The sequence below is a fragment of the Asaia sp. SF2.1 genome, assembly GCF_000505765.1.
Taxonomy (GTDB): Bacteria; Pseudomonadota; Alphaproteobacteria; order Acetobacterales; family Acetobacteraceae; genus Asaia; species Asaia bogorensis.
On the sequence record NZ_AYXS01000001.1, the window covers coordinates 54,820 to 79,723 of the forward strand.

General features: G+C 59.0%; 38 protein-coding genes. 10 read left to right on the forward strand and 28 right to left on the reverse strand.

Going from position 1 to position 24,904, the window contains the following annotated elements; translation table 11 throughout:
- Positions 1 to 2 precede the first annotated feature (2 nt).
- The 11 genes from P792_RS39735 to P792_RS35670 all read right to left on the reverse strand — a co-directional run bounded on the left by P792_RS39735 (position 3) and on the right by P792_RS35670 (position 7,575).
- Complete coding sequence (locus P792_RS39735) at positions 3 to 140, reverse strand: DUF6889 family protein (RefSeq protein ID WP_023977182.1); 138 nt, start codon at positions 138 to 140, stop codon at positions 3 to 5.
- 53 nt (positions 141 to 193) lie between these two features.
- Positions 194 to 610 carry a phage tail assembly chaperone gene (locus tag P792_RS35665; RefSeq protein ID WP_023977183.1) on the reverse strand — a complete coding sequence of 139 codons (417 nt, stop codon included), beginning with the start codon at positions 608 to 610 and terminating at the stop codon, positions 194 to 196.
- Positions 610 to 1,062, reverse strand: coding sequence for a phage protein (locus P792_RS20915; RefSeq protein ID WP_023977184.1), 453 nt, complete (start codon positions 1,060 to 1,062; stop codon positions 610 to 612). The genes P792_RS35665 and P792_RS20915 overlap by 1 nt, the downstream gene beginning before the upstream one ends.
- An 11-nt stretch (positions 1,063 to 1,073) precedes the next feature.
- On the reverse strand, positions 1,074 to 2,192 hold the full coding sequence (locus P792_RS20920; protein ID WP_023977185.1) for a DUF3383 family protein: 1,119 nt from the start codon (positions 2,190 to 2,192) through the stop codon (positions 1,074 to 1,076).
- Positions 2,189 to 2,767 (reverse strand): LIC_12616 family protein, encoded by a 579-nt coding sequence (locus P792_RS20925; RefSeq protein WP_023977186.1) that lies wholly within the window; start codon positions 2,765 to 2,767, stop codon positions 2,189 to 2,191. The genes P792_RS20920 and P792_RS20925 overlap by 4 nt, the downstream gene beginning before the upstream one ends.
- 3 nt (positions 2,768 to 2,770) lie before the next feature.
- Positions 2,771 to 3,139, reverse strand: coding sequence for a hypothetical protein (locus P792_RS20930; RefSeq protein WP_152530092.1), 369 nt, complete (start codon positions 3,137 to 3,139; stop codon positions 2,771 to 2,773).
- A 5-nt stretch (positions 3,140 to 3,144) separates the two neighbouring features.
- Complete coding sequence (locus tag P792_RS20935) at positions 3,145 to 3,693, reverse strand: hypothetical protein (protein ID WP_035439227.1); 549 nt, start codon at positions 3,691 to 3,693, stop codon at positions 3,145 to 3,147.
- An 8-nt stretch (positions 3,694 to 3,701) separates the two neighbouring features.
- Entirely contained in the window at positions 3,702 to 4,181 is a 480-nt protein-coding gene (locus P792_RS20940; RefSeq protein WP_161630787.1) for a DUF4054 domain-containing protein, read from the reverse strand.
- Positions 4,182 to 4,377: 196 nt separating this feature from the next.
- Complete coding sequence (locus tag P792_RS20945; RefSeq protein WP_023977190.1) at positions 4,378 to 5,424, reverse strand: DUF2184 domain-containing protein; 1,047 nt, start codon at positions 5,422 to 5,424, stop codon at positions 4,378 to 4,380.
- A 54-nt stretch (positions 5,425 to 5,478) separates the two neighbouring features.
- Positions 5,479 to 5,991 (reverse strand): hypothetical protein, encoded by a 513-nt coding sequence (locus tag P792_RS20950; RefSeq protein WP_023977191.1) that lies wholly within the window; start codon positions 5,989 to 5,991, stop codon positions 5,479 to 5,481.
- A 9-nt stretch (positions 5,992 to 6,000) separates the two neighbouring features.
- A complete protein-coding gene (locus tag P792_RS35670; RefSeq protein ID WP_081866791.1) occupies positions 6,001 to 7,575 on the reverse strand; it encodes a DUF2213 domain-containing protein in 1,575 nt (524 codons plus the stop codon).
- On the opposite strand from P792_RS35670, the gene P792_RS20955 reads away from it, so the two are divergent.
- A complete protein-coding gene (locus P792_RS20955) occupies positions 7,514 to 7,816 on the forward strand; it encodes a hypothetical protein (RefSeq protein ID WP_161630788.1) in 303 nt (100 codons plus the stop codon). The two genes, P792_RS35670 and P792_RS20955, sit on opposite strands and share 62 nt — an antisense overlap.
- Positions 7,817 to 7,970: 154 nt before the next feature.
- On the opposite strand, the gene P792_RS20960 is transcribed toward P792_RS20955, so the two are convergent.
- The 5 genes from P792_RS20960 to P792_RS20985 all read right to left on the reverse strand — a co-directional run bounded on the left by P792_RS20960 (position 7,971) and on the right by P792_RS20985 (position 12,948).
- On the reverse strand, positions 7,971 to 8,729 hold the full coding sequence (locus P792_RS20960; protein ID WP_023977195.1) for a minor capsid protein: 759 nt from the start codon (positions 8,727 to 8,729) through the stop codon (positions 7,971 to 7,973).
- A 5-nt stretch (positions 8,730 to 8,734) separates the two neighbouring features.
- Positions 8,735 to 10,183, reverse strand: a complete 1,449-nt coding sequence (locus P792_RS20965) for a DUF1073 domain-containing protein (protein WP_023977196.1) — start codon at positions 10,181 to 10,183, stop codon at positions 8,735 to 8,737.
- A 10-nt stretch (positions 10,184 to 10,193) separates the two neighbouring features.
- Positions 10,194 to 11,492 carry a phage terminase large subunit gene (locus P792_RS20970; RefSeq protein WP_023977197.1) on the reverse strand — a complete coding sequence of 433 codons (1,299 nt, stop codon included), beginning with the start codon at positions 11,490 to 11,492 and terminating at the stop codon, positions 10,194 to 10,196.
- Positions 11,492 to 11,971, reverse strand: a complete 480-nt coding sequence (locus tag P792_RS36345; protein ID WP_023977198.1) for a hypothetical protein — start codon at positions 11,969 to 11,971, stop codon at positions 11,492 to 11,494. Before P792_RS36345 ends, P792_RS20970 begins: the two co-directional genes overlap by 1 nt.
- A 389-nt stretch (positions 11,972 to 12,360) precedes the next feature.
- A complete protein-coding gene (locus tag P792_RS20985; RefSeq protein WP_023977200.1) occupies positions 12,361 to 12,948 on the reverse strand; it encodes a hypothetical protein in 588 nt (195 codons plus the stop codon).
- 555 nt (positions 12,949 to 13,503) lie between these two features.
- On the opposite strand from P792_RS20985, the gene P792_RS36855 reads away from it, so the two are divergent.
- A complete protein-coding gene (locus P792_RS36855) occupies positions 13,504 to 14,019 on the forward strand; it encodes a hypothetical protein (protein ID WP_152530093.1) in 516 nt (171 codons plus the stop codon).
- 578 nt (positions 14,020 to 14,597) lie between these two features.
- Here P792_RS36855 and P792_RS35680 read toward each other — a convergent pair.
- The 9 genes from P792_RS35680 to P792_RS36865 all read right to left on the reverse strand — a co-directional run bounded on the left by P792_RS35680 (position 14,598) and on the right by P792_RS36865 (position 19,166).
- Positions 14,598 to 16,085, reverse strand: a complete 1,488-nt coding sequence (locus tag P792_RS35680) for a DnaB-like helicase C-terminal domain-containing protein (RefSeq protein WP_161630789.1) — start codon at positions 16,083 to 16,085, stop codon at positions 14,598 to 14,600.
- On the reverse strand, positions 16,078 to 16,257 hold the full coding sequence (locus tag P792_RS21000) for a hypothetical protein (protein WP_023977204.1): 180 nt from the start codon (positions 16,255 to 16,257) through the stop codon (positions 16,078 to 16,080). The genes P792_RS35680 and P792_RS21000 overlap by 8 nt, the downstream gene beginning before the upstream one ends.
- Positions 16,254 to 17,201, reverse strand: coding sequence for a DUF1376 domain-containing protein (locus P792_RS35685; protein ID WP_023977205.1), 948 nt, complete (start codon positions 17,199 to 17,201; stop codon positions 16,254 to 16,256). The genes P792_RS21000 and P792_RS35685 overlap by 4 nt, the downstream gene beginning before the upstream one ends.
- A 53-nt stretch (positions 17,202 to 17,254) precedes the next feature.
- Positions 17,255 to 17,677, reverse strand: coding sequence for a hypothetical protein (locus P792_RS21005; protein WP_031239835.1), 423 nt, complete (start codon positions 17,675 to 17,677; stop codon positions 17,255 to 17,257).
- Complete coding sequence (locus tag P792_RS21010) at positions 17,665 to 17,898, reverse strand: hypothetical protein (RefSeq protein ID WP_023977207.1); 234 nt, start codon at positions 17,896 to 17,898, stop codon at positions 17,665 to 17,667. Before P792_RS21010 ends, P792_RS21005 begins: the two co-directional genes overlap by 13 nt.
- Positions 17,892 to 18,173 (reverse strand): hypothetical protein, encoded by a 282-nt coding sequence (locus tag P792_RS21015; RefSeq protein WP_035444089.1) that lies wholly within the window; start codon positions 18,171 to 18,173, stop codon positions 17,892 to 17,894. Before P792_RS21015 ends, P792_RS21010 begins: the two co-directional genes overlap by 7 nt.
- 3 nt (positions 18,174 to 18,176) lie before the next feature.
- A complete protein-coding gene (locus P792_RS21020) occupies positions 18,177 to 18,452 on the reverse strand; it encodes a DUF2312 domain-containing protein (protein ID WP_023977209.1) in 276 nt (91 codons plus the stop codon).
- Positions 18,449 to 18,646, reverse strand: a complete 198-nt coding sequence (locus P792_RS21025) for a hypothetical protein (protein WP_023977210.1) — start codon at positions 18,644 to 18,646, stop codon at positions 18,449 to 18,451. Before P792_RS21025 ends, P792_RS21020 begins: the two co-directional genes overlap by 4 nt.
- Positions 18,647 to 18,746: 100 nt before the next feature.
- A complete protein-coding gene (locus tag P792_RS36865) occupies positions 18,747 to 19,166 on the reverse strand; it encodes a hypothetical protein (RefSeq protein ID WP_152530095.1) in 420 nt (139 codons plus the stop codon).
- Positions 19,167 to 19,214: 48 nt separating this feature from the next.
- On the opposite strand from P792_RS36865, the gene P792_RS21030 reads away from it, so the two are divergent.
- Entirely contained in the window at positions 19,215 to 19,433 is a 219-nt protein-coding gene (locus P792_RS21030) for a hypothetical protein (protein WP_152530096.1), read from the forward strand.
- A 5-nt stretch (positions 19,434 to 19,438) separates the two neighbouring features.
- On the opposite strand, the gene ssb is transcribed toward P792_RS21030, so the two are convergent.
- Genes ssb through P792_RS21045 form a run of 3 tightly spaced genes read right to left on the reverse strand, consistent with a single transcriptional unit; the run spans position 19,439 to position 20,571 of the window.
- Positions 19,439 to 19,909 carry a single-stranded DNA-binding protein gene (gene ssb / locus P792_RS21035; protein ID WP_023977213.1) on the reverse strand — a complete coding sequence of 157 codons (471 nt, stop codon included), beginning with the start codon at positions 19,907 to 19,909 and terminating at the stop codon, positions 19,439 to 19,441.
- Between the two features lies 1 nt (position 19,910).
- Positions 19,911 to 20,096: a hypothetical protein gene (locus P792_RS21040; protein ID WP_023977214.1), complete on the reverse strand. Its 186-nt coding sequence runs from the start codon at positions 20,094 to 20,096 to the stop codon at positions 19,911 to 19,913.
- Position 20,097: 1 nt separating this feature from the next.
- Positions 20,098 to 20,571 (reverse strand): hypothetical protein, encoded by a 474-nt coding sequence (locus tag P792_RS21045; protein ID WP_023977215.1) that lies wholly within the window; start codon positions 20,569 to 20,571, stop codon positions 20,098 to 20,100.
- Between the two features lie 240 nt (positions 20,572 to 20,811).
- Between P792_RS21045 and P792_RS21050 the strand changes: the two genes are divergently transcribed.
- The 7 genes from P792_RS21050 (at position 20,812) to P792_RS37245 (ending at position 24,856) form a co-directional block, all read left to right on the forward strand.
- Positions 20,812 to 21,093: a hypothetical protein gene (locus tag P792_RS21050; RefSeq protein ID WP_023977217.1), complete on the forward strand. Its 282-nt coding sequence runs from the start codon at positions 20,812 to 20,814 to the stop codon at positions 21,091 to 21,093.
- 249 nt (positions 21,094 to 21,342) lie between these two features.
- The gene (locus tag P792_RS35690; RefSeq protein ID WP_051395759.1) at positions 21,343 to 21,828 is read left to right on the forward strand and encodes a hypothetical protein; all 486 of its coding nucleotides are present in this window, start codon (positions 21,343 to 21,345) and stop codon (positions 21,826 to 21,828) included.
- Positions 21,829 to 22,465: 637 nt separating this feature from the next.
- On the forward strand, positions 22,466 to 22,831 hold the full coding sequence (locus tag P792_RS35695; RefSeq protein WP_161630790.1) for a helix-turn-helix domain-containing protein: 366 nt from the start codon (positions 22,466 to 22,468) through the stop codon (positions 22,829 to 22,831).
- A 208-nt stretch (positions 22,832 to 23,039) separates the two neighbouring features.
- A complete protein-coding gene (locus tag P792_RS35700; protein WP_235075355.1) occupies positions 23,040 to 23,927 on the forward strand; it encodes a Rha family transcriptional regulator in 888 nt (295 codons plus the stop codon).
- 271 nt (positions 23,928 to 24,198) lie between these two features.
- Positions 24,199 to 24,477 (forward strand): hypothetical protein, encoded by a 279-nt coding sequence (locus P792_RS21075; RefSeq protein WP_152530097.1) that lies wholly within the window; start codon positions 24,199 to 24,201, stop codon positions 24,475 to 24,477.
- Entirely contained in the window at positions 24,477 to 24,683 is a 207-nt protein-coding gene (locus P792_RS21080; RefSeq protein WP_023977224.1) for a hypothetical protein, read from the forward strand. The genes P792_RS21075 and P792_RS21080 overlap by 1 nt, the downstream gene beginning before the upstream one ends.
- Positions 24,680 to 24,856: a hypothetical protein gene (locus P792_RS37245; protein WP_023977225.1), complete on the forward strand. Its 177-nt coding sequence runs from the start codon at positions 24,680 to 24,682 to the stop codon at positions 24,854 to 24,856. Before P792_RS21080 ends, P792_RS37245 begins: the two co-directional genes overlap by 4 nt.
- The last annotated feature ends 48 nt before the right edge of the window (positions 24,857 to 24,904 follow it).

Genomic DNA, 24,904 nt, shown 5'->3' on the forward strand with positions numbered 1-24,904 from the left:
ATTCAGTCTCTCTTTCGTGCGGCTTCGCTAGCCCGGAATTCGTTTTCGGCCTGGCAGTCCAAGGCGTCATGCAAGAGTGCGATCTGGAGTAGGGTGGTTGACCCATCGTCCAGGTCGCTGATGCGCAGATGTCGGGTCATCACCGGGCGCAGGAGATAGTCTTCGTCATCCGGGAGCCTGACAGCCTCGTAGCTTAGGCCACCGCCGCGTCGTTCGAACCTGACGGGGCGGTGGGCATAAAACCCGCCAGATTGTCCTGCACCACGGCACCGGCCAAACGCAGCATCATCTGCATATCGATCCAGTCGTAGCGGAGCTGACCGCTGGGCAGCGCGACATTGCAAACGGTGCCGTTGTCTCGATATTTCACGACTGACAAGCACGTATCGAGAACGTAGTCACAATCAGCATCGGAAAGGTTTGCGATGGAGGAAGCGACTTTCGAAAGGTCGACATCCCCGCCGCCCGCAATTCCGTCCAGATCGCTCTTGCCGCCATTGCTGACCATCGCGGCGAAGAGCGGGGCCAAACGACGCGCAACATGGAACTGCTGCCTTGCGCTCAGGCGCCCCGTGATAAACGCCTTCTCACCAATTTCGATATCGGCCATTAGCTGTAAGTCCCCAGGAAGCCAGTGATTTTACCGGAGCGGAATGCCCATGTGACCGTCCCGCCATCCTGGGCATAGTCGAGGTTGGGCTGACGCGTGAAAGCACAGCCAGCACAGACGATGCTGTCGTCTGAGTTGTTCTGGTTGATCGTGATCACGTTCTTGCCCCACGCTGCCGAGGTGATGCGCTGGGCATTGTAAGCAGCCATCAGGATCGCATTGTAGGGGCTGGTCTTGAGAAGTCGGACAGTGACCGACCCCGCATTGCCTGCGTGGAGGGAGTGCATATAGGAGCCGTCGGCGCCGACGGTGAGGTTCGTTTTGTCGCCCTCCATCTCGATTGAGATGCCTTCCTCGCTCGCGCCTGCCTCATTGCCCATAGAGCATGCAAGGCCGACACCGACGATGGACGCGGTTACGTCGAGGAACGAATAGGTGGATCCAGTAGCCATGTTTCAGTTCCTCAATTGACGATGTTGACGAGCACGTTCGAAGAATGGACCGCGCCCGCCAGTTTACAGGCAATCTGCATCGTCACGGCCTTGCGAGCGGCCCGATCAGCCGCGCTCTGGGAGGCGATAGGGGGCTTGTAGATGTAATAGCCGTCTGTAAGCGTATCGCCCGTATTGATCGCCCCGATCGGCGGCCCCTCCCATACGCCTGGCGCGAAGAATCCGTTGGCGACATAGGCTTGCGAGACGCTGTCGTAGTCAGCCTTGAGCGTCGTCATGCCTGCGTCTGTCTGCGGTATCTTGGTCGCAGCGTAGAGCCTGTTGAAGCCTGCCGTCTGGAGGGAGTTCTGGTAAGCGTCTGCACCGATGCGAACGTCGATGAACGTCCCATTCGACATGACGCCCTGCTGGATGATCGCGGTGCCATTCTGATAGTTGACGAAGTAATTGCAGTTCTTCGCATCCAAGGCGTTCGCTTGCGTCTGGCTCAGCGTCTCAGCGGCGACCCCGGGCTCGCTCTTGAATTTGAGCGTAATGACCGAGTTGTTTGCCGCATAGTCCACTGTGGCATTGCGACCGAAGAGGGACGCCGCTGCATAGGGACTGCTGCTTGAGTACTGACAAGCCGTACGCGATAGATTGGCCTGCTTGAGCAGATACGCGAGGTCGGTGGTCGATGTGGGGTCCATCGCGCCCGCCTCTTGCGTCGTCACGAATAGCGCGCGCGAAGGTGAAAGCCCCTCGATCATCTGGGCAGCCGAGACGACTGCGCTATCGGCAGGAGCAGCAGCGAGGGCGATCACGCAGCCATACCAGTCTCCAGAAGCGCTTGCGAGGCGAGCGATCGTATCGGTGAGCGCTTCTCCCTGACGCTCTTCGCCTACATAGAGCGTCGAGGGCTGGGGCGACTGCGAAAAGAACATGTCTCCCGCCAGATATTCTGGCGCTGTCGTGCCGAAATCCTCCGCAAGAGCGGCGAGGGACGTGTAGGCGCGCAAGTTTTCAGTGGCGCCTAGTACGCCAGAGGAGCCAATCACAAGGAGTGCGCCGAAATTGCGCGTTCCGGCGGCTGTCGGCGATAGCGTGACGGTCACGCTGACGATGTCTGATACTGGCAATCCGGCGCTCATGACGCAGCATTCTCCGTGTTGAAGGTGTCGGTAGTTGTTTCCGTCTGGAATGTCCCTTCGGAGGAAAGAACGCTCTGCAGCGGATAGGTGCGGACGGCATGGCGCCTGATCCGCAAGCGTATGTCTGTTCGAGGCAACCATTGCTGATTGACAAGTGACGGCACTCGATCGATGCGGCCGATGTCCAGCATGGCCATGCCGTTGGCCTGCAGAACGCCTCGGTTGACGCCAAGCGTCAGTCCGTCGCGCAGGCGAGACGCAAAGCCCGCCCCGTTCGGCCCATAGAATGAGGCGAGCAGTTCGAATGTCTCATGCCTGCCGACATCAATGCTGCCGTCCTGGTTGATCGTCTGATAGGCATTTACGTCATGAGACTGGCTCACGACCCCGAGCGCACACCAGTCGGTATCTGGGGGGAGCTGTTTGGGCGGGCGCGGTTGCCAACGCCTGCGCACATAGTCTCGTGGCAACCCGGTAATCGCCGCGACAAAATCGCCGAGCAGGAGATCGAGCGCCGCATCCTGATCGATATTCTCGGCTGCAGAAGGAAGAACGGCTCCGGTCGCGCTGGTCATAGATCAGTCCTCGTTCTGAAGCGCCAAGAGGGCGCAGCGCGCAACAGAGAACCCTGCACCGAAAGCGCCCCAATCATCGACCGAGACGACTGTGTAGGTCTTGTTGTTGGCGATGATCTCGTCTGCCGAGAGCGCCCCATCTCCAGCGAGAAGATTGAAGCGCGAATATAGTGAAATACCACCGGAGAGCCGTTCTGCATCAGGTAGGCGCAGAAGCTCCTGAGACGTGATCGGCACAACGACGCCGTGAAACTCGAAAGTCGTTTTCTCGACTGTCGCCTCTCCGCGACCGTCCGTACCATCCTGCATGCGGGTCACGACAATCGTCTGACAGAAGTCCGGATCATCGAGCAGGTCTGAGACGTCCAACATCGGCATTATCGGCGCGTCCTTATGTCACGGATTACGTAAGTGACGTGGGCTTGCAGGTCGCCTGTATCGATAAGCGGCTGCGCTAGCTCCGTTGAGGGGGCCATCCCCGCACGCCTGTTTTGGAGCTCTTGGGCGGCGCCGGCGTCTCCCGCCTTCTTTGCTCTGATGCGGGCTTGGAGTGTGGCGTCAGAAAGGGGAACGAAGGGACCCACATCCATCTTGTCCTTCACCGCCGCTTCAGCGCTCAATCCGATAGCAGCCAGAGCCGTTTCGACGGCAGCAGCATCCCCGCGAAGCGCGGCTTCTCCCGCTTTGCGCAGTCGATCAATCGACTGCTGTTCGACCTCTGCCACGCCAGGCACGAGGAATGGACGTGCGGGAAGATTGCGGCTGGGATCGCCGGTTTCGAGCACGTATCCGATCAGCGCGTTGCTTGCGTCTCCGCCCTCATTTCTCTCGGCGTTTTCTTCCGGGATGCCGACGAGAACGCGTTTCGATGTCAGCGCAGTCACAGCCTTTCGCATCTCGGGCAGGCGATTGGCTTTGATAGTCACCCCTGTTTTCACAGCTGCGTCCCTCCCGCCCCGAATAGGCTGACGAAGGCCCAGTATTGGCGTCCATAGGATGTCGTATTCCAGAACCCGGCGTCGTCATAACCGCCGATCGACGTATCGTAGGACTTCGACAGGGGCCCGACACTCTTGGACGAGATGACGCCCACACCTGGTGTCGCGCCGCCTTGAACCGCAGCAGCAGTCTGAGCGCCCACAGTCAGTTGATGAGCCACGAACAGACCAATTCCGAGATTGGTGCTTGCTCCCCATCGCGTCTCGTCAACGAAAGACCTTCCCATTTGCAGCCAAAGGGAAACAGTCGGCATCGGGAAGCGTGTAGCATCGCTGAATTCAGGAAAGAGGGTGAGAAAATCCGAGGCGGTCATGCCGCTGTTTGTGACGCCCGCCACGACGTCTTGGCTGCTGTTCAAGCCCAGGTTCGGCTGTGTCTGCATCGACTTTTCCTTCGACAGCGCTTGGGACTGCAAGACTGGCCGCACAGCCGTTCGACTGGCTTTCCGACGTGCAAGAACGCGGTCCGGCGAAGACGCACCTTTCCCGCACGCTCGGATGCTCCGCCTCGCTCTCGCTCAAATCCAGCCACATTGGCGGATGGACATGATGCTCGCGCCCGTCTTCTCTTTTGAGGAAGAACGGGTGCTGGACGATAAAGAGAGGCACCTCTCAGATGCCGTATCGACTGCCGGTCGTCTCGGCGTAGACGAACTCGACCTGGCCCAGAAGAGACCAGTACGTCGTACGAAGCCACATGTCCTGATAGGTGATTGGAGTCTTCTGCAGCGGCACCAAAGGATAGCGAATGAGGTTCAGATCCTTCGTGTAGGCGAACATCATGTCTGCTCCGCCCGTACCGCGACCGATGCACCATTTGCAAGGCAGGATCGATAGACGCTCTCCAGTGCTCTGGGTGTATGGGTTGTTGACCCGCAGATATTCGAGGATCGACTGCGTGCCTGCACTCGAAACCGTTTGGTTGAGAAGCGAGAACTGAGCCGGGGGCATCAGAATATGGGAGGGGACGTACTTCCACCCGGACGTCGCCCAGACGTCGGACTGAAGCGCCAGCACATCGGCTTGAATTTGCGCCGGCGTGTCGATCTTGCTCGCAAAAGATGTGCCGCCATTTGCGCCGGTGTCCGCAACCTGCGACGACACCGCCGCTGGGTTGTTCAGCATGCCGTAGGCACCCTGGAAAGACGGCTCACCGATGTAAACCATCTCATCGATGTCCATCTGGTGCTTCAGATTGATCGCAGCCAGCTTCTGAGCATCAATGGGCCGCCCTAGTCGCATCGCCTTCTCGAGCTCTCGGTAGGTGTACTGAAGCGTTGAGCCCCATTCACGCAGCGGCTGCGCGATCTTGTCGATATCAACCTGTGCGGCGGGGATCGCCGTGCTTTCGGCGCCAATCCAGTTCTTCCCCGCAGGGTTGATGCCGCCAACGCTTCCGAACGAGGAGCGCGTGAACGACGACAGATCATCGGATACGCTTACGTCCTCGCGGAGGTCGATGTCTCGCCCCCACGTGACCATGGCCAAAGGCTCGTGAAGCGTGGGATCGAGGCGTTCCAGCTCGCCGATAAAGAAGTTTCCGACACTGTCCATGGTCGCAGCATCGAAGGTAAAGGCACTGTCCAGCGTCCGGGCGCGAACGATGGACGGAGAGGAAAGCGCCGTGGATGCGCCGCCCTTGACGGAAGAAGTCAGCATGTAGGGATATTCCATATCAAGATGGGCGCGCTCAGGCGCCGCGGTAAGGGCGATTTACTGGAGATTGAACGAGATCTCGGTGATGCCGTCCGAGCCAGCCGGCCCTTCGAAGCGCGCATTCGGCAACTCGATCTGGTTTCCTGCGGTCGCATCAACGGTCGCTTCAAAGCCCCCGATGAACTCGCCAGTTCCCGGATTGGCTACTCGCACATAGACTGGCGAACCCTTCACCGGAGTGCCGGCCCCGTTGAGCACAACACTCATGAACCCGCGGCGGGCAGTATCCTGAGCGCCCCCATTGATCTGAGGGTAGGCAGTGCGCCCGGTATTGGTGACGGCCCTTCCGGGATACGACCGAACAAGGAGCCCTGCGATCTGCGATGCAGTTTCGCCGCCGGTCAGGGGAGTGATCTGGCCGGACCCATTATATTTGACTGGCAGCCCGAAGCCGTATGCCGACCAGTTTGCAGCCGGGTCGAGAGACTCCGGCGTGATATCGCCCGGCGCGGGTTCGCGCGACAGTGTGCCGGCATAACCGGTATCAATGCGGAATTTGTAAGCGGTCATGATCGGACCTTATGCCTGGCGCTTCGCGAAGAATTCGCGGTTGCGCTGGTTGATGGAAGCGGCGGTGACGCCTGCGCCGGCGTGATTGTCGATGCGCGGTGGCGAGAACTGTGAGCGCGGTGCGTGGTTGGCGCGGCGGATCGCATCGCCTGCTGCACGGAAGGCGTTGAACACTGCATCGTGCGTCATCGCCTTTGTTCCGCGCTTGCCGACGAAGTGCTTGACGATTGGGGCCTTGTCTGCGTCGGCCATTGCGGCATCCAGTGCCCGGCAGCGGATCGCGTGGATCGCATCGCGCTTGGTGACTGCCGTGCCCTTGGCATCCATCGTCGGTGTTTTCTGACCGGGGTTCAAAACCTCTGCCGTCGCAATGGCGTCGCGGAAGACGGTCGTGAACGCAGCGTCGCCAGTCGGAGCACGATTGGTATCGTCCAGACGTTCGGCTTCGTCCTCAATCTCCGAGACCGCGGCCGATTCCTCGTCAGCCGTAGCGCGTGCTCCAGCCGATTCATCTGCGCGCGCGATATCGCTCGGCGTCAGCCCGCACACAGCAAGGCACTCGCGGATCTTGTCCTCGGACATGCCTTCGGCGCGCATTTTCTCGGCCATACGGTCCGCTGCGCTCTGCTCGGTCGGCTCGGTCGGCTCAGCATCGGTCGCAGGCTTGACCATCGCCTCGATTTTGGCGGCGAGGGCTGCAATCTGCTCCTTGATTTCGGCCAGCGGATCAGCGTCGGTCGCAGGCTTGGCGATGGTTGGCTCGATACGCTCACCATTATCGCGGGTGCGCCGATCGGTCGTGGTGCTCCCGCCCTCGGGCTCTTCCTGCGATCCCTCGCGGATCGCTTCCTCAACGCCGTCAGCGTCGTTAGTAGACAATGCGGTCAGGAGCTTGTGGCCCCAAGACTTTTTCTTGAAAGCCATCCGGCCCTCCAACAGTGGTGAAAGTTGATCACCGACGGCGCACTGCGCGCCACCACGTCCGCGCATCACAAGCGCGAGGTGGTTTCCGATGATGTTGCGTTGCTTGTAGTGTCCCGGCGCGCCCTCTATGGGCTCGTAATCAGCGTCGTAGCCGGGAGAAACCTCGCGCCATCCACGCTTCTCGATCGCTTCAATTGCGCGCTCGTCACGGATGATCGCATCCCCTACAAGCATGTCTTTTTTCTCGCCCTCACCGCGCCTGAGATGCGTAAGCGTCCCACGGGAGAATGATTGGTAATTCGCCGGGTTGAGCATCACGCCAGGCGGATGGTTGAGCGTGATTGGCACGCCCTCGAACGAGGTGATTGTATCGGGGTGGAAGAGGGTCTCGGCATCACGGTGAACCGTGATCGTGCCGTCCTTCGCAGGGTCGACGGGCAATTCTGATTGGTCGTAGGTCATCTGACCAAGGCGGGCGATTGGGACATCCCGGCATAGCAGAGAACCATCTGGCAATCGCTCGCGCGTTTCGCCTATTCTCTGCACCGTATAGACATCCGCGCCCCGCTTGGGGGCGAAGTCACATGTGGAGATTTGTTTGAGCACAAGCACAAATCCTGAACCAATTGATATCGGTTGGGTGATCGAAGAGCTGCGCATGGTCGCGCACGAGAACGCCGATTGCGGCGCGCTGGAACCGGCTCTTATGGTGAGGGAGTCACCAGAATATGCCGGTGCATGGCTAATCGTGCAGTGGTGGCGCTATCTGATCGAGGCGGCGCCAAGAGACACCAAAGCCGCCGCAATGCTCTCGCTCATCAAGGGCAAAATCACCGAGGATGACTGGCCCGAGGGAGCTGACGATAGACGGGCGCCGGATCTTAGTATCTTCGGGCTTTGATGCCGCTGCTCAGATCCCCATCTGACGAGTGGATCTGAGAATAGCTAATATCCTTAGCTGCCGCAGCGCATCGTCCATTGCTTTATCAGCGGCTTGCTTGTCCATGGGCAGCACCGCACTCTTGTTTCGTCATTCTCGAACAGCCAACGGAACATCACATCTCTCCATCCAGGATCGGCACTTGGTAGCACCGACAGTTATAGATGCCGCCCGGCATGAGGGGCTGGCCGTCAACTACTGGCGGATTTGCATACTCACATATCGCGCCGTTCATCGCTTTGTGGCTTGCGCGCGTTCTGGTGTCTCGATGACTGCGCCAACGGAAGTGCGTGCATCCCGCCGCCTGAGCCCGCGCCTGTGTCAATACAGAGGAGGCGCGGGCCGTTTCGGTCCTCGCAATGCAGATTGCGCGGCTCTCAGCGACTTCGCCCGACCTCATGATCTCTTCGACCATTGATCGCGAGCGAGACCCGCTGATTAGACCTTCGCGCGTCAGCTTCTGGATGCGTTCGGCGGCTTCGCGGGGCAGGGACGTGATTAGATCGACCTGCTCGCGTTGAAGTGCCTGCATCGTTGCCCCTGTAGGGGCCGTCTCAATCTCACGTCGCAATTCGCGACCAAGCATTGACGCGTGCGCCCGCCATTCTCGGCTGTTTGTCGCGTTGGCGGCTTCCACCATGCGCCGCGCTGTCGTTTCTGCCCACGGGGCGAGCAAGCGCTCGTATCGCCCAAGAGCGTCAACAAGTGATTGAGATGAGGCACCATCTCCGGGCGCCGCTATCTCCGTCAGCTCTCCGATATGGCGGGCGATCTTGCGCAGAGACCGCTCGTAATAGAGCGCCAGGCTTTTGGTCGGTTCGAAGGGCTCACGTCGCCGCGCCCGATCTAACGTCAATGATCGAATGAGCATCATGGGGCCTATCGAACGGAAGCTTCGGGCGGCTCGTTTTGCAAGTTCTCCTCGCCCACAGGAACAACGACAGGCGAGGGCGGCCCTTCTACCTCTCCGGGGTCCGGCGGAGCACTTTCCGCGCTTCGAATGCTTTCCTCGGTTATCGAGTGCCACATCCCGTCAATTTCAGACCCGGAACGCAGTTCAGACAAGGCCGTCGCACGGTCGACTAGGCCAGCGTCAAAAGCGCCGACCGTTGCCGTGGTCCGTGCGGTCATGATCTCGGCCTTTTCCTTGTCGGAGAGCCCCCAGAGTGAGGCAAACCTGAAGTCGAAATCCTTTGGCGGCGGCTCATCAAGCTCCGAGTAGCACATCACTTCTAGCAGCGAATGGACGCCGCGACGCAGGAGGTTTTCTTGCTTCTGTGCCACCCCGTCATAGTACTGGCGCAGATCGCTCTCGCCCGTGCTGAATCCTGCAGGTGACTGCCCGAGCAGGCGCGTCATAGGGATCTGAATGGCGCCGGCTATCTGCTGAGCAAATTGCATCAGAACATCGTTGAGGCCTGAGAAGGTGTAAGTCAGAGCCTGGAACTCATCCTCGCTGTCGATAACCGACATGCCTTCGTTCGACTGAAATGCTCGAATGTTGTCGATCTGCGCCATGACACCACGCTTGGCGCGCTCATCCAGACTGCCCATTACAGTCTTGTAGCCCTTGACCTTCATGACGCGAAGGTGGGCCTTGTAGACGAGCTGCGCGGCTCCAAGTGTGGCGCTATCGAATGCCATCAAGACATCCATGATGCGCTCGACTATCGACATCCCCCAGCCGTTTTCATACTGCCGCTGGTACATCGGCAAGCGCACTCCGTCGATCCGGATAACGCGGCTATGATGGACGACCTGACCTTTAAACGCATCGGCGTCGGGGATGACGCGATAATATTTCGGCTGCCCTAAAGCAGGCCCGAAATCGTCGATCGTATCGGCGTAGTCCGGTGTGACGATCCAGCGGTCGATCGCGTAGAGGCCGAGAAAGTCACCCTTTCGAACTGTTGCCGGGCGCAGGGGCGTGGACGGATCCTGCCCCTTGATCATCATGACCGCCAAGGCGCCGCCGTACAGCCTGGACCATTTGATCGTATCGGCCAGCGCCTGCCATACGCCAAGACGCGACATGCCGCCATAAAGGCGGCTCACGTCGTGTGGCTCGAGGCCGCCAGTTACTTCAATACCCGCGCGGGTCATATCTTCAGCAACGCTATCGACCGCATTGCCTATGATCCACGACCCGCGGTAGGCGGCCTCTAGCTGCACTCGGTTGCGCGTGATGAACTGAAACGCGTACTTCCCGGCGGAGAGGCCGTTATCCTGGCCAAGACCGGTGCGGGTGCGGGGATTTACATACCCATCTAGGGTGCTGGCACGGGCTTGCTCAGGCCGATTTCGGCCTCTGCTGCGATTTCGCGCCATGGTTCAATCCTTAGTTTGCCAGTCGGGCGTAGATCGCCGTCCAATCCGCTTCGCCGCCAAGCATTAGCTCGGTGATCGCCCAGACTGCAGCGTCTGCACGGTCGGGCGATTTCGCGCCTTGGTATCCAGCCGTCGAGAACTGGACCAGTTGCTCTTCCAGATCGGGAAGGCGTCCATGGTGGACTACCCGACCTTGCTCATAAAGGCCGGCAACAGGCTGCGCTCGCGCCACTTTCCCACGTGAGGCGGTGACGACCTTGACCGGCACAGTATCCCGCACCGATCGTAAATTTGCCTCGACAAGAGCCCCGCCGAAATTGCGTTCAGCTACAATGACGTCTGCTCGCCACCGATCGTACGCTGAAATCGCAACGTTGGCCCATTGCGACGGCCCGTAGCGGCCACTGAGATCTTCCAGGACATGACCGACGCCGTCCGGATCAAGGCCACACACTGAAATCCCAATCTCATCCGAACGATAGTCTTCTTGCCCCTCACATCCCGAAGGATCCACAGCGACTACAATCCGGGACATCTGATCACGGACAGCATCTAGATTGCCGTCGGCAACCATGGGCGCACGTTTGATGTGGTCCAGTACCCAAAGCGCGCCCTCAATGGCGGTCTGATAATTGCCATAGAGAAACCTCTGGCGCTCTTTTTCGGGAAGGCTCTCCAACTGCGATAGGTACGCTTCGGATAGATTTTCCCGGTTGGAGCCTGGATTGATCTGCATCGTGACATAGTCGCCTGTGTCACGCAGAGGCTCGCCTGATTTGGGTTCGATCTTCTCCTCGAACAATCCGTAAAGCCAATGCGAAGTCGTTGGCGGGTTAGCGTCGATATACTCACGCACCCGCAGGTCAGACTTTTGTGCCAAACGCGTCAGCAGCATGTTGCGCGCGCCGTAGCTGATCTGGCTCGCTTCGTTCAGATAGACCGTGGCGAATTCCAGACCGAGGATCTTTTCAGTCCTGTCCGAGCTATCGAGGCCATGAAACAGGATCTCGGAGCCGTTGGGGAACGTCACAAACCAGTCTGTCTTGTTCAGGCTGTAAGGCGCGCCCGGGAAACAAAGGCTCATGACCTTCGGGAACGTATCGAAGATGACTGAGTGTTTGAGCGCGTTGAACCTGTGCCTAAACACACCATGCCGAGTTCCCGGCACGCGCATCGCCCGCATTGCCATTGCGCGGATGAGAACGAACGTCTTGCCAGAACGCGACCCGCCGCGAAGCAGGATGTGGGTGGCGGGAGAGGCAAGGAGTTTATTGGCCTCAGCCTGCCCAGGGTTGAGGCGGAATGCCATTACAGATCCATGTCTTCCTTACCGACGGTGAACGTAAATTGTCCCGTGTGTTCCTGAGTGATCTTGTCGCCGTAAACCTTGGGCATCATCTTCGAGAGGAACCACTTGCGGGCATCCACTCGCAGGCGCGAACGCTGCACCGCGGCCGAGTTCACGCCCTCCGACCCATCCTCTTTTGTGTAGGTGTCGTTGGCCCCATCGTCCGCAATCTCAATGGTCTCCTCTGCCATGGAGTGCAGACCCATCTCTTTTGCGCGTGCGTATTGCGCGGAAAAACCTTCCCGATCATCGACAACCCATCCGCGAACGGTGGACTCCGATGGGAAGCGTTCTTCTGTGCATATGCGGCGGAGGGATTTCCCTTCGGCGAGCAGAAGGCAGATATCACGTGCAAGCTCAGCGCAATATCCGCTTGGCCTGCCACGGGGGGCGGGTGCCTCGGCTTTTGCTTCAGCTACCTTTCCCGGCCGCTTCGCCATCCGTCTTCTCTCGCTTGTATCTGCATTTCACGCATCACGAATGACACCACCTGATCGGCAACAACGAGCGCCACTTTTCCAACGCGCTCTTGCCGGTCCGCCATCCTGATCATCTCGGGTGCGCATCGCACGACGCACTCGCCTCGGATACCCAGACGAGAAGCCTGCGCCCAATGGAGCGGCATGTCCGAGCGGTGCCGGTTCTCAGGATCTGCAAGGATTATGCACCCGGCGGCGTCGTCGCCATTGGCGGCAACCACAATAAACCGGGCGTCATTCACACGCAGCACGTCGCCTCTATCCAATCGAACCGACTGAGGGAGCATGACGAACCGCGCAATTTTGGAATTCTAGCGAGAATTAGCACGCAGTTTGGTCAAGGTACAGCGTTAATTGCGCACCGCCTCTGTAAGCCGCTTCTGTTCCGCTACTGCGGTGCGATAGATGGACGGCAGCAGCTTGAGCAGCATGACGGCGCGTTGTCGGATCGCCTTGCCACCCGGCGTTCCCTTGATGTGGGGCACAAGGTCACGGGCCATCTCGCTGAACGAGTGTTCGGCAATGAGCAGGCGAACAAGGAAGTGGTGAGTGTCAGCCCCGAGACTGTCACGGATCAGCGCGATACGGTGTCCGCCATGCGCCCGGTTGAGCCCGAAAGTGATGGCATCGCCCTTCACGTAATCATCGGGCATCGGATCGCGCATGAAATCAGCGTATCCGAAATTTGCGTATTGGTAGTCGTCTATCCAGCGCTCTGCGACCGTTTCACTCTCGGAACTCAGTTCGCCGGATTCACGCAGAGACAGCAGGGCGCGCACTTTTTTGCGGCTGTCACGAGCGCCGAAATAGTCCGGCTTGGCCATGCGCTCGGGAGTGGGCCCGAGCGGCTTTGCGGATCGCACGGCAAAAGGCCGATCCTCCGCTTTGGGCTTGGACATTTCGGAGATCGTTGCTGCGATTTCTGGAGATATGGCCATACCCAAATCCTACCAGAAACAGCCCCCCGGTACAACGAAAACCCCGTCAGAACTCCGCCAAAACCGCCACTGCATCGCCGGGGGTACAGCCCCGCAACCAAAGCCAGACCCAGAACCCCGGATCGTCATCCGTCACGCGCTGGTCTGGGTCTCGGCTGGCGAGGGTGTCGGCGAGGTCGCACTAGGTGGGGAAGGGAAGGTGTCTCGCAAGACATTATGCCTTACGCGGAAAGGCAAAAAAAGTTCTTGACATCGATATATGATGACAAAAGAGGCAGGATAGTATATTAGCCCGCCGTATGAACGAGAGGACGAACATGATGCGCACGATAGTCAAGGCCAGCAGCCTAGCTCGTAGTCGTATGTCTTCACAGGCTGTCTCCCCGCGCGTGAAAAACCTCATAATAGGCATGTCGCGCGCTTACGACCCAATTCCTATTACAGGAAGAGCCAATTCGACCAAAATCCAAAATGGTGGATCACTCCAGGAAACTCTGGCTAGTGACCAAAGAAATCTATTAAAAGATCGTATTCAAGGCGAAAGAAAGATTTTCGGTGGCCAAATCTCCGTCCTTGCCTAAAGAAAAAAATCAACCAAAGACTGTCTCGATTCCTGCAGAAAACTTGGAAATTCTGCAGGAGGCGCTAGGAGTAAACATTGGAGGGGACAAAGAGATCCTCCTAGCCAGGGTCGTTGCCTCGTCCTCAAGATCGGTCAGCCCATATACCTCAGCGGAGATGCTGCGCTCTTATGTTGAGCAAGGCATGCCCGAAGTAAAAGACCGCGCGCTCGCGGCCATAGACGAAGAGCGGGCATGGCGTCGGGCACGCGATGAGCAAGAGCAGAATCATCAGCATGCGCTCGATCTGGACGAGCGTGCACAACAGCGTAGATCACAGCGCAACTCTTTTAATATTGCTGTTTTGGGAATGGGTGCAAGCCTCGTTGCCGGTTACTTCAATACGCCTCTAGGAATTTGCATAACTGTTGCCTGCGCTTCAATTGGCGGCCCGCCAGTCGCCACTATTCTTGCTAGACTTATGGCGACCAAAAATAACATTGAAAAATAACAATCACATGAACGGAGAAAGTCGGCCCTAGACTATGGCCAGGCCGAGTGTGCACCCCAAAGCCAAAGAAGCCAAGAATAGCTGACTGATTAACTCATGTGTCCATTTTCCGTCCCGTACAGCCCCCTCCAATTTCCGCCGGTGAGTTTGTCGTCTCGTCCTCTGCACCGCCCTCAGCAGCCCGCAAATTGGCTCTAGCGGCACGATATGGCACTGGCTTGGCGATCAGGTGCGTTGCGCCCACTCGTTCGGCCCATAGCGTGCCGAGGTCCATGAGGTCCGTGGGGATCGCCCGTTTCGTCGTTTCGCTCATGGCGCGCCCCTCGGTGTGAGGAGCACAAGGGCCGTTGTGATCCTTCTTCGCAACTCGTCCATCGCCGTGCCTGGACGGTCTCCACCCCACGCGCTGGGGTTGTCTCTGAGCCAATTCTCTCGTTCCGGCTGAGACGCAGCGCCCCATTCGACCGGGTTGAACGGGGATATTCCTGTCGTTTCGCTCATGCCCGATCCTACCACATCCCGAGCCCCGTTTGTACCGAAATCGCCCGGTTTTGCTGGGTTTTTCGTGGTTTTCTCCATCACCAGGCCGCGCTATTCTGGCGCTCGTCCGAACCTCGGAACCACGTCGAAGGCCCGTCGAACTGCATCCCGACAATCCCGGTCCTACCGCCTCGGTTCTTGAGCACGATCACCTCGGCCAAGCCTGTGACTTGGCGCAGTCGATCCAGCACTTCGCCTGATCGTTTCTGGTATGCGGCGTCGCTCTCGCCGTTGTTGCGGCTCACGTCGCCATCTTCGCCAATCCGCAGCCGCAGCGCCATTTCCTCGCGATAGAGCGCCATCACGCAGCGGGCGTCCTGCTCGATCGCGCCACTGTCGCGGATATCGGACAGGGAAGGGCGGCGGTCCTCGCGGTTCTCGGATTGCCGATTGAGCTGGGACAGGGCGATGACAGGGACATTCAGTTCGCGAGCCATGCGTGCCACGTCTCGGCTGATCTCGGTGACTTCCGCCGTCCGGTTACCCGATCGCTTCACGGCGGCGCTGGCCTCCATGAGTTGCAGGTAGTCGAGTGCGATAAACGCCAGGCCCTGCTTTTGCCTTTTCATGCGTCGGGCCCGTGTGAGGATCTGCTGAACGGTCGCGCCTTCCCGGTCATCGACCATGAGCGGGATATCTCTGGCAACCATACCGGCCGAGACGATCCGCTCCATGTCCTCGCGGGAGAGCGGCCGACGCTCACCGTCTGCGAATTTCCAGTGGCCCGTCATGACCGCATCGACCGGCATCCCGACCTTGCCAGCGATTGCCTTGCTCATCAGTTCCTCGGCCGACATTTCGCCGGACCAGATCAGACCCCGGCCGTTGCGTTGGGCGGCCCGCATCGCGATCCCCAGCATCAGGGACGACTTACCCACGCCCGGTCGTGCCGCGATGACGTACACGCCGCCCGGCTTCAGGCCGCTCAGGAGGCCGTTTAGACCCTCGTACCCGGTATCGATACCCGAAAGGGCGTTCCCTGCCTTCCACGCGGCTTCTGTGGCCTCCAGGAGCATGTCTATCGCGTTTGCCGAGGTCTTCATCGGGCGCTCGGTGTCGCCAGTCAGAGCGAGACGCTCGATCCGCTCTTGCAATTCCTCAACCAGAACCGCGCCGGTCTTTTCGCCGGAGTGCACCACGTCGAGGATCAGGCTTTCGCCTTCCTCCTTCAGCGAGCGCAGGAGCGCCGTGTCCGCAATGGCCTGGGCGTAACCGCGCATGACAGGCTTGCCGACGAACGCCGTAGCGAGCTTGGAGGCAGAGGCTTTCCAGAACTCAGCCGTTTTCGGGTTCGTCTCCGCTTCCCCACGGATCGTGATGAAGTCGCAGGCCTTGCCAGACTGAATGCGGTCACGGGCGATCCGGTAGATCTCGCCCAACGCCTCGGACGTGAAAGCTTCCGGCGTCAGGAGGTCATCGACCAGTTCCAGCGAGCCGCTGTTGAGCAGCACGCCGGCGACAAGCGAGCACTCGGCCTCGAACGTGTCGAGCGACCGCTTGGGCGGGAGGAAGATGGACTCACTCACGGTCATTCCTCCCGAACTGAAGCTCAGCGATCAGGCGGAGAGCCTTGGCCGTAGCCTCGATCTCGTCCTCGATCTCGTCGCGGCTCAGGCCGCCTTGCACGATCGCGTCGGCAAACGTGCTGTTCATGCGCTGCCGGTTCGTGAAGAACGGCTCGGCAATGTGCTGGATCATGTCCGTGCTCCTTCTGCGAAATCCTGGATCATGGGTGGCGGGCCCTGGCATCCTGTTCGCGCCCATTCGCGCTTTGCCGCCTTGTGAGCGGCTTCGACCTCAGGCGGATACTGCGAGGCGATCGGCTTGGCCGTTGCGTGGATTACGCTCTCGTCGTTCCACCGCTCCCCATTGAGCCAGGAGGCCGGGTGAGGGCGGAAGTCTTGGCCGCTTCGGACGTTCTCGCTAAAGGGCCACGCTGAGACGGCCCGCATGATCGCTTCGTGCCCGATCTTGCGCCGGGCCCTGTCGTAGGCTTTCCGAGCGGATGCCTTCCCATCCTTCCGAGGGTAGGCGCTCCAGAATGCTTCGAAGTCCCTGGCCGGGCCCTCTGTCTCGCTTCCTGAGTTGGTCTCTTCAGTTTCGAGTTCGAGGGTCGGTTCGTCCCCCGTGGGGACTATAGGGGTATTACTGTCCCTGTCCCTGTCACGCCGCGCGGCGCTTTGTACGGAGGCGTTTCTGATATGCGTTTGATATGCGCCTGAAACGCGTTTCACTTCCGTTTCACTGCCCTCAGTGTCATCCGCATGAGACACGTTTCGTTCCTGATTGCGGCGCATTTCACGCCAATGTTTCAGGCGCTCCTTGTCATCATTCCGGCGCTTGCTTTTGCGTAGCCTTTCCTCATAAGAATCAATAGCTTCGGCACAGATCATGGGGTGATAAAGGCGCCCGTCTGAGCACTCGATGAAGCCGTGTAAAGCCCGCTCTTTCACATCTTGCCAAGCCTCGATGTCGCGTCCGAAATCGGCCAATGTCGCAAGTGCGCGATCACTGTTCGGCAGGCTTCCGGCAGGCACCTGGTTCCATGCTGCCCACCAAAGACGCAGCCCGGCGCGAAATTCGTCCGCGCTTGCCTCGGTGTAAAACTCGCTTGCAAACAGCTTGTGACCGAACAGCGGCATGAATTCGTATCCGCGCAGGTCGCAATATTCGGGCGTCAGGGGTTCTGGTTTGCTCATGCCACCACCTCGCGAATGGTCACGACCGTGCGCTGTTCGGCGCGCTTGCACTTGACGCCGATCACCTCGATTTCGGCGTACTGCGGGGCGTCATCGATGATGAAGCCCAGGCCGCGCTTGTTCCTCACCACGCGCCGGGCATTCGGCTTTTTCTGGTCGAGTAGGCGCGGGGTCGTCAGACTATCGATCAGAAACTTCGCCCCGCCTTGCAGGCCGTCATTATCCGGCGTTCCCACAGAGTAACGCTCGATCAGTACATGCGCCCTGCTGAACGGCTCAGGAGGCCGCTGACCAGCCGACGCCATAGCGACAGACCGGGCCATCTTCCGGCGCATCCCAGTAAGCGCAAAGCGGCTCTGCCCGATACTGTGATTGAGCAGCGGGAAGGGCTTGGGCAGCGTGAAGGTTATTTCTCGCATGGCGCAAACCTCCCGGCCCGGTCCCGCTCCCGTTTCAGGGCGCGGTTCTCGGCTTTGAGGGTGGCAATTTCCTTGTCCTTGGCGGCCATCAGGGCCAGCGTGCGGGCAGGCTCTGTCTTGGCTTCCCAGAGCAGGAATTGCATTCGAGCGGCATCGGAAGAAAGACGCCGGTTCTCGGCCTCCAGGCGGCGGGCGTAGGGCGTGCGGAATAGGTTCAGCATGACACCGCCTCCGCCTTCTCTTGAAGCTCTCTAAGTTGCGCCAGCCGCCTTTCGAGGTACGCAATCCTGGAGGTGCGACGCCGCAGCGCCTCATTTCTCGCCTCCTCGGCTGTCTCGAAAAAATCCTCCTCGTAGTGCGCTCGGCCGCCAACTTCAGCCCATAGCTTGCCGGGTTCGTTGCGCACATGATCCCACTCGGTATGCCAGCGAATATCAACGGCATCATGCTCGGTGAACGATTTGATCGTGCCCATATTGGGAAGGTAGAGTTTCATGGCTCACATCCCCAGCGCGCGACGATATGTGTCGAGGATTGTTTCCGCTTCCTCCACCTTCGCCGGGTCTTGCTTGCGGATCTTGATGATCTGCTTGATCGTCGGCACGTCAAAACCCGCAGATTTGCTCTCCGAAAAAATATCCTTGATGTCGGACGACAGCGCGGCCCGTTCGGCCTCCAAACGTTCCACGCGCTCAATGACTGAGCGGAGACGATCGGCAGCAATCCCGCCCACGTTGTCGCTGTTGTGGCCTGTCATGTCGGTTGCGTTGGTCATGGGCGGGGATCCTCGATAAATTCGTAATGCACGGTCACGACGCGGCGCAGGCCAGCGGCCTTGAGAACCTTGTCTGACAGGGGCTTGTCGGCGTTGCGCTGCTGGTGGAGCGTCTGGCGCTTGATGCCAGCGGCTCGGGCTGCGGCGGCTTCGCTTGGAAAACTGTCAGTCCACAGCCTGACAATCCCGATCACGTCCGCTTCTTCCAGCCGGTTGCGCCTTACCTGGCGGCGTTCCGGTCGGCCCAGGCCATCATGCGAAGCGCAAGACTGTTGAGCCGGTCCGAGGCCCATTTCAGACAGAGCGCGGACTGTAGAAGGATGCAGGCAAGCCACTGGATTTCTGCGGCTTGCCGGTGGATGAACCAGCGCATTCATTGTCCCATCTTTCGGATAGATCGCGGTACAGAGCGGCCTGGTGTTCGGCCCGGCGTCTGGCGCGGTCGAGGTGGTGCCGATAGGCAGATTGGACGGCTAGGAAGACGTGGGCCGGGATTGCCGACCACTCGCCGTAAAACAGCCGTTTTGCTTGTCCTTCCGTCAGGCCGGTTGACCGGGCGAGACGGTGGAATTTCTCTTTCAGTGGAGCGGACGGTGTGTCCTGCTCGCTCATGGTGCGGATCATTGCCTTGCAATATCCCGTCACGGTTTCTGGCGTGGCGTGAGACGCATCGAATTCCGCCACGGCGGAAAAGTATTCTGAAACTACGGACATGAATTGCTCCAATCACTGGGGAGCAGACCCACAGTTCTTGAGGCTTTCATGGACGACACCACCACCACCACCCACGAGCACGACAAGCCACTGGTCGAGGCAGATGAGAGAAGGTTCACGCAGCGGTTGGATACGCCCGTGATCGCGCTCGACATCATGCGCGCCGCCCGGCTCTGGTCGGTGCTGCATCCGCACGCTACGGTCCAGACGCGGCAACGTCTGGTCGAGCAGTTCGCGGCTGCGGTGGGGGTCGTGGTCGTCATTTGATGGGGTCAGAACGGGATTTCGTCGTCCAGATCGCCGGATGGTGCGTCCCACCCGCCCGACTGGCGCGATTGCTGCCCATTCTGGCGCTGCGGGCCCGGGCGATTGCTCTGGCCCTCGTCGCCGTCCCGGTTGCTGTCGAGCAGCGTCAGTGAGAAAGCGCCACGCACGACGACCTCTGTCGTGTATCGGTCCTTGCCTTCCTGATCCTGCCATTTGGACGTTTCGTTACGTCCGACGACTTGGATTTTCGAGCCTTTGCGAACGAACCGCTCAACGACTGAAACGGTCGGTTCATGCCATATTTTTACCCTGTGCCACTCGCTGCGCTCCTTACGCTCGCCGGTCTGTGCGTCCTTCCAGGACTCAGACGTGGCAACGGAGATCGAGGCAACCTTTGCGCCACTTCGCAGCGTGCTGATCTCGGGGTCTTTGCCGACATTGCCGAGGATGATCGTCTGTGAAAAAGAACCGGCCATCTTATCGGCCTCCTTTCTTGCGGGCCTGCATGACGCGGCGCTTGCCTTCCGTGGCGTATCGGGTTTCCACATCGTCGCGCAGGATCGCGGCGTCAGGCGTGGCGAACGCGCCGGGGATCGGCGTGAGAGCGTTACTCTTCGGGAGCGTGACCGCTATAGCCGTCCAGTTTGCGGGGGCTTCCTTCATGTCAGATTGCTCCCATCTGGCGCGTGTCAGAAAGCGCGGCTTCCCATTTCATGTCGGGCATGATCGCGCCCCAGGTTGCAGGATCGCCGGGCGGCAATGGGTCAATGCGCGTGATCTTCGGTTTGTCCTCGACAACCGGAGGCGCAACACGTTCGGGCCGCTCAATGAAGCCGAAGGCCACAGCACGATTCATGATCGTCATGGCGCTGGATCGCCCGACCTGCTTCGTCGCCTTTTCGGCAGAAACGCCGGACTTTACCAAGTCTGCGAACTGCTTCGCCTCGTCCTCGGAGATAGGCGTATTGTGATATCGCTTCTTGGGAGCCTTGCTCTTCTCTTCCTTCAGCCGGTCGCGCTCGTCTTTCTTGCGGCATTTCTCGGTGCAAAAACGGCGACGGCTCCAGTTGTGGTCGGACACGTCCATTTCGCGGGCGATAAGGCGCGAGCAGCACTCGCAGTTCTTCGTATCGCTCATTTCTTGCCTCCCTTGCGTTCGAGGCGACCGGCGATGCTCTGCAAATCGAGCGCGGAGACCGTGCCGGTCAGGGAGAACGGCGGCTTCGGGGCTGGGGCGCTCATGGGCGTTCCCCTTTCTCTTCGGAGGGGAACACGGTCACGCTTGCCGCGTGCTTCAGCGGGAGTGCATCATCAGTGCGCGAGGGAGTCGGAAGCTCCCCCGCGCTTTCACCATCTGCACAACCAGAGGATGAACCCGATGACTGAATTGAAGATTGAAAAGCTGACGATTGGGATGCTGAACAATTGGAAGTTTCAGATTGATATTTGTTACACGATCCCTTGCCCTCGAATTCCTGGCGAGCACGGCATTTCTCGTCCGTCAGACCCAGACTGGCAGTATGATGCATCATCGACGCTTCAAATCCAGCTTGGAACCCTACCAGCCACGACGATGGGTCAGTGGACCGAATGGCTCCGCTCGTGGCTTCTAGAGCAAGCTCAATCATTCCAAGCATTGCCCGAAGCTGAACAGAACTAACGGCATAATAGGGCTCGCCGCCGCCGGGGAGAGGGTCTTGGTACTGAGGAATTCCCTCTCCGGCGATCCACTGAAAGCCGAGGAAACTTTTAAGATCGCTCATGACTGCACCTCAAAGCGGCGCGAGATATGGGCATCGAACACGGACACGGTTGCAGCGTGGTTCAACGGAAGCGCATCATCAGTGCACGGGGGAGTCGGAAGCTCCCCCGCGCTTTCACCATCTGCACAACCAGAGGATGAATCCTTATGAGCCAAACCCTTACGCGAGAGCACTGGACTAAGGTTCTCACGATCCTCGAGCCGCACGGCCTCAACTATGTGAGCGCCAAAGACATCTTTGCCGACTTGCCAGATCCGATATTGTTTGAAGCGATCGCATACCTTGCCGATCATGGCTTTGTGTCGAGCTACAACCGGAAATCCATGGACCAGATATGGAACTGGGGCGGCGTAACTCTGACCGCTAAAGGTCTGGATTACCTGACGGAGGATGGTGGTCTTACAGCTCACTCGAGCACGATCACAGTCCGATTTGAAACCGAAACCCTCAAAGCGCTTCTGTGCAATAAGGTCGATACGTCCGATGCTACCGAAGAAGAGAAAAGCAAAATCAAACATGCTCTGCGCTCCCTGGGAGATCAGGGCCTGAAAGAACTAACTTCGGAACTGGTAAAGATTGGTATCCAGTCGGCACCGAGGTTAGTTTCGTGGCTCGGAAGTGCATTGACGTGAAAGGCGACCCTTTCTTTATGCAGCCTCCGGCAAATTCGAAATGGGCGACGTATGTCTGATCGCCAAAGAGTAGTTCGCCATAAAAGCCCCTGGATGAAACGAACGGCGAGCAGGTCTCAATCATCAGGCAGGAGGCTTGTGTGATGGGAGCCAACCACACGCGATCGCAAATCACCAGAAGGCGTTTTTCCTGCGCGGTGTCCCGGCTTTCCTTCAGGATGCCGCGATCGTTCTCATCTACGAGATACGCCTCGAACTTACGGGCGCATTCCAGCGCCGTAGCTGGGTGGGTCGTATCCAGCCGCATCGCGAATTCGAGGGCAATTCGTCGGGTCTCGTTCATTGGGTGGCGTCCTTCTGTGGGAGTGGCCCGAACACATCCGGGCGCAATCTGTGGCGAGGGACACCAAAAGCCGCCTCAAGACGCGGGCAGTGCTGCAAAGGGATTTGCTTCCACCGGATGACCGATGAATGAGACTTCAGGCCAAGGGCTTGCGAAATCTTCAGCGCCCCCCCGGCTACGATGCGTAGCTGCTTTGGTGTCATGCATGATATGTGCTCTCACATCACAAAGAAGGTCAAGCGGAAAGTGCTGACAGATCACACATTCTTTGTTGGCCTCTGGCACCGTCCCGGAATGATGGAAGATATGGGAACAAGATTGCGTCGGCTAAGAGACGCCTCAGGGCTGGGGCAGGCCGAAGTGTCTGCGGCAACCGGCATTGAGCGTTCTTACCTTTCGAAGATGGAGAGCAAGAGCATCCCCTCAACGTGGGATAAGATGTGCGCCCTTGCTGATCTGTATGACGTGACCCTGGACTTTCTCCGCACGGGTAAGAGCGTTCCTGTGCTCAAGCCGGGAAGCCGTATCATTGAAGACCCTACAGAGATCGCCCTCGTCCGCGCATGGCGCGCTATGTCTGCGGACGAACGGAAAGCACTGGGCTTTCTTGTGTCCAAATTCGGGACGGAGATAGACGGCAGAGATAGCGGCGCTGCTTAGCTTCATCGTGTTCCGGCTGGCTTAATCGTTCGTTCACCATTGCGGAACGAAACCAGAACATCAAGTTTTCATTCCTGACCTTTTTTTAAGCACTCGCCGGAAACGACGATATACGCGTTGAGAAAAGTGATCTTGGAGCACATTTAATGATTGACGCAATGTGATGTGATAGCACATAGTCTCCCCACAGACACCGATGGGGAGCCAGATGGCAAACGATCCGACAATCACAGACGCCTTTTCCGCACTGACCATGTCGAGCCGCGAGATTGCGGAGTTGACGGGGAAGCGGCATGACCATGTTATCCGCGATATCAAGACGATGCTTGTGGGCGTCTATGGAGCCGAAGAGGTCGAGCGCCGCATTCCAGACCACAAGCGCAATCGGCACTCTGAATTTATCCGCGAAAATGCCGACTCAATTCTGAGCGCTATTCAGGAGGGTTTCGGGGGTTCCCCCAATTGGGGGGCTGACCAAGAGCATCCCTTCAAATGGGAACGCAACACTCGCGGGATGATTTCGATCATCCATCTTGATCGTTCACTGACTTACACCCTTGTAACAGGCTACGATGTAGAGAAGCGGAAGAAGATCATCGATCGCTGGCTTCAGCTTGAAGCTGCGGCGTCCGCTCCAATCGCCTCCCATGACTTCTATGTTCCCCAGACCAAGGCCGAGGCGCTGCGCCTTGCTGCCGATCTGACCGAACAGGTCGAGGAACAGCGTCAGCGTCTTGAAGTGACGGAACCCAAGGCCGAGGCGCTGGACCAGATGAGCGCCATGAATGCCGAGCCTATGGGCGTTCGCGATGTAGGCCGCCATTTGGAGATCGGTCAGACCAAGGTCGCAGATCTGGTTGTTCAGTGGGGCTGGGCTTGCCGTGAGAGCAACAAGCTCAAGCCGACGCATTATGGCCGCGAGCAGGGCTACACGGTCCTTACGTCGCGCATCTTCACGAACAAAATCACGCACGAAGAACATGTCGTTCTTGATTTCAAGATGACGCGCAAGGGCATCAACCGCATGGCCGTTCGGCTGGCACAGGAAGCCCGCAGAAAGCCGCGCCTGATCGCCGAAGCGCAGGGGGCGAAGTGATGAGCGACGATAGGAAAGACTACGAATTCGACCATGCTTTCTTTGTGTCATCGCGAAACACTTGGCGCGATGTGGGTATCGATAGGGCGAGACAGACCCACGAATACCTGACCGATCTCGTAGAATCTTCGGACGCAATCGGACAATTCACCGTCTCGGAAATCATCGAATACTTGGACCGCTATCTCTGACCCCGCTTGACGCGACCCCGGTACGCCGGGGCCGAACAAGCCGGGTTTCCGGCCAGTGTTTCCAGTGATGGAGAGAGAAGATGGCATATCCAGACGGAATGCAGTTCCAGAGCAGTGATACCCGCAGCCCGTATTATCGCGCCAGTGCGATGAGCAACTATCAGGCGGCAGTAAGCCAGGACGCGGAAATTGCCGAGGAAATCCGCGAACTGATTACGCGCACAGAGCAGCAGGTGAACGCCAAGCTCTCCCGCGTGAATGACCGGGGTGCGTTCGATACGGACGAGCTTGATTGCCTGTTCTGCCGCCTTGGTGAGGCGCTGCCGAACCGTGCTGTGCTTGAGCAGAGGGCAGGGTGATGAAGCACGAACGCATCACCGTCTGGCAGGACGATATCGTTCTGCCGCTCGACCTGCTCAAAGGCGCTCGCGACGTTCTGGCGCGCGCTGCCGATCGTCTCGAAGCCCTCGCAAAGGACGATCAGGACTGGGAGGTTCTGCGCGAACTGGACGAGCAGCAGTTCATGCTTGGCAAGCGCTGCGACGAACGGGAGGCCGCACAATGACGCCTGCACAGCACGACCTCGCCAAGGCGAACGCAATCCTCAAGCACCTACGCAACGAAGCCTGGGGGCTCGATGCGACGCCGCTCCGCAAGAGCCTGATCCAGCAGTGGGAAGCTCAGCGGGTTGCGGCAGATCGACGGATGATTTCCGAATTATGGGGGGAACGCTCATGAGCGGGAAGTGGACGCCGGGGCCGTGGAGGCAGACATCAACGGGCGGCC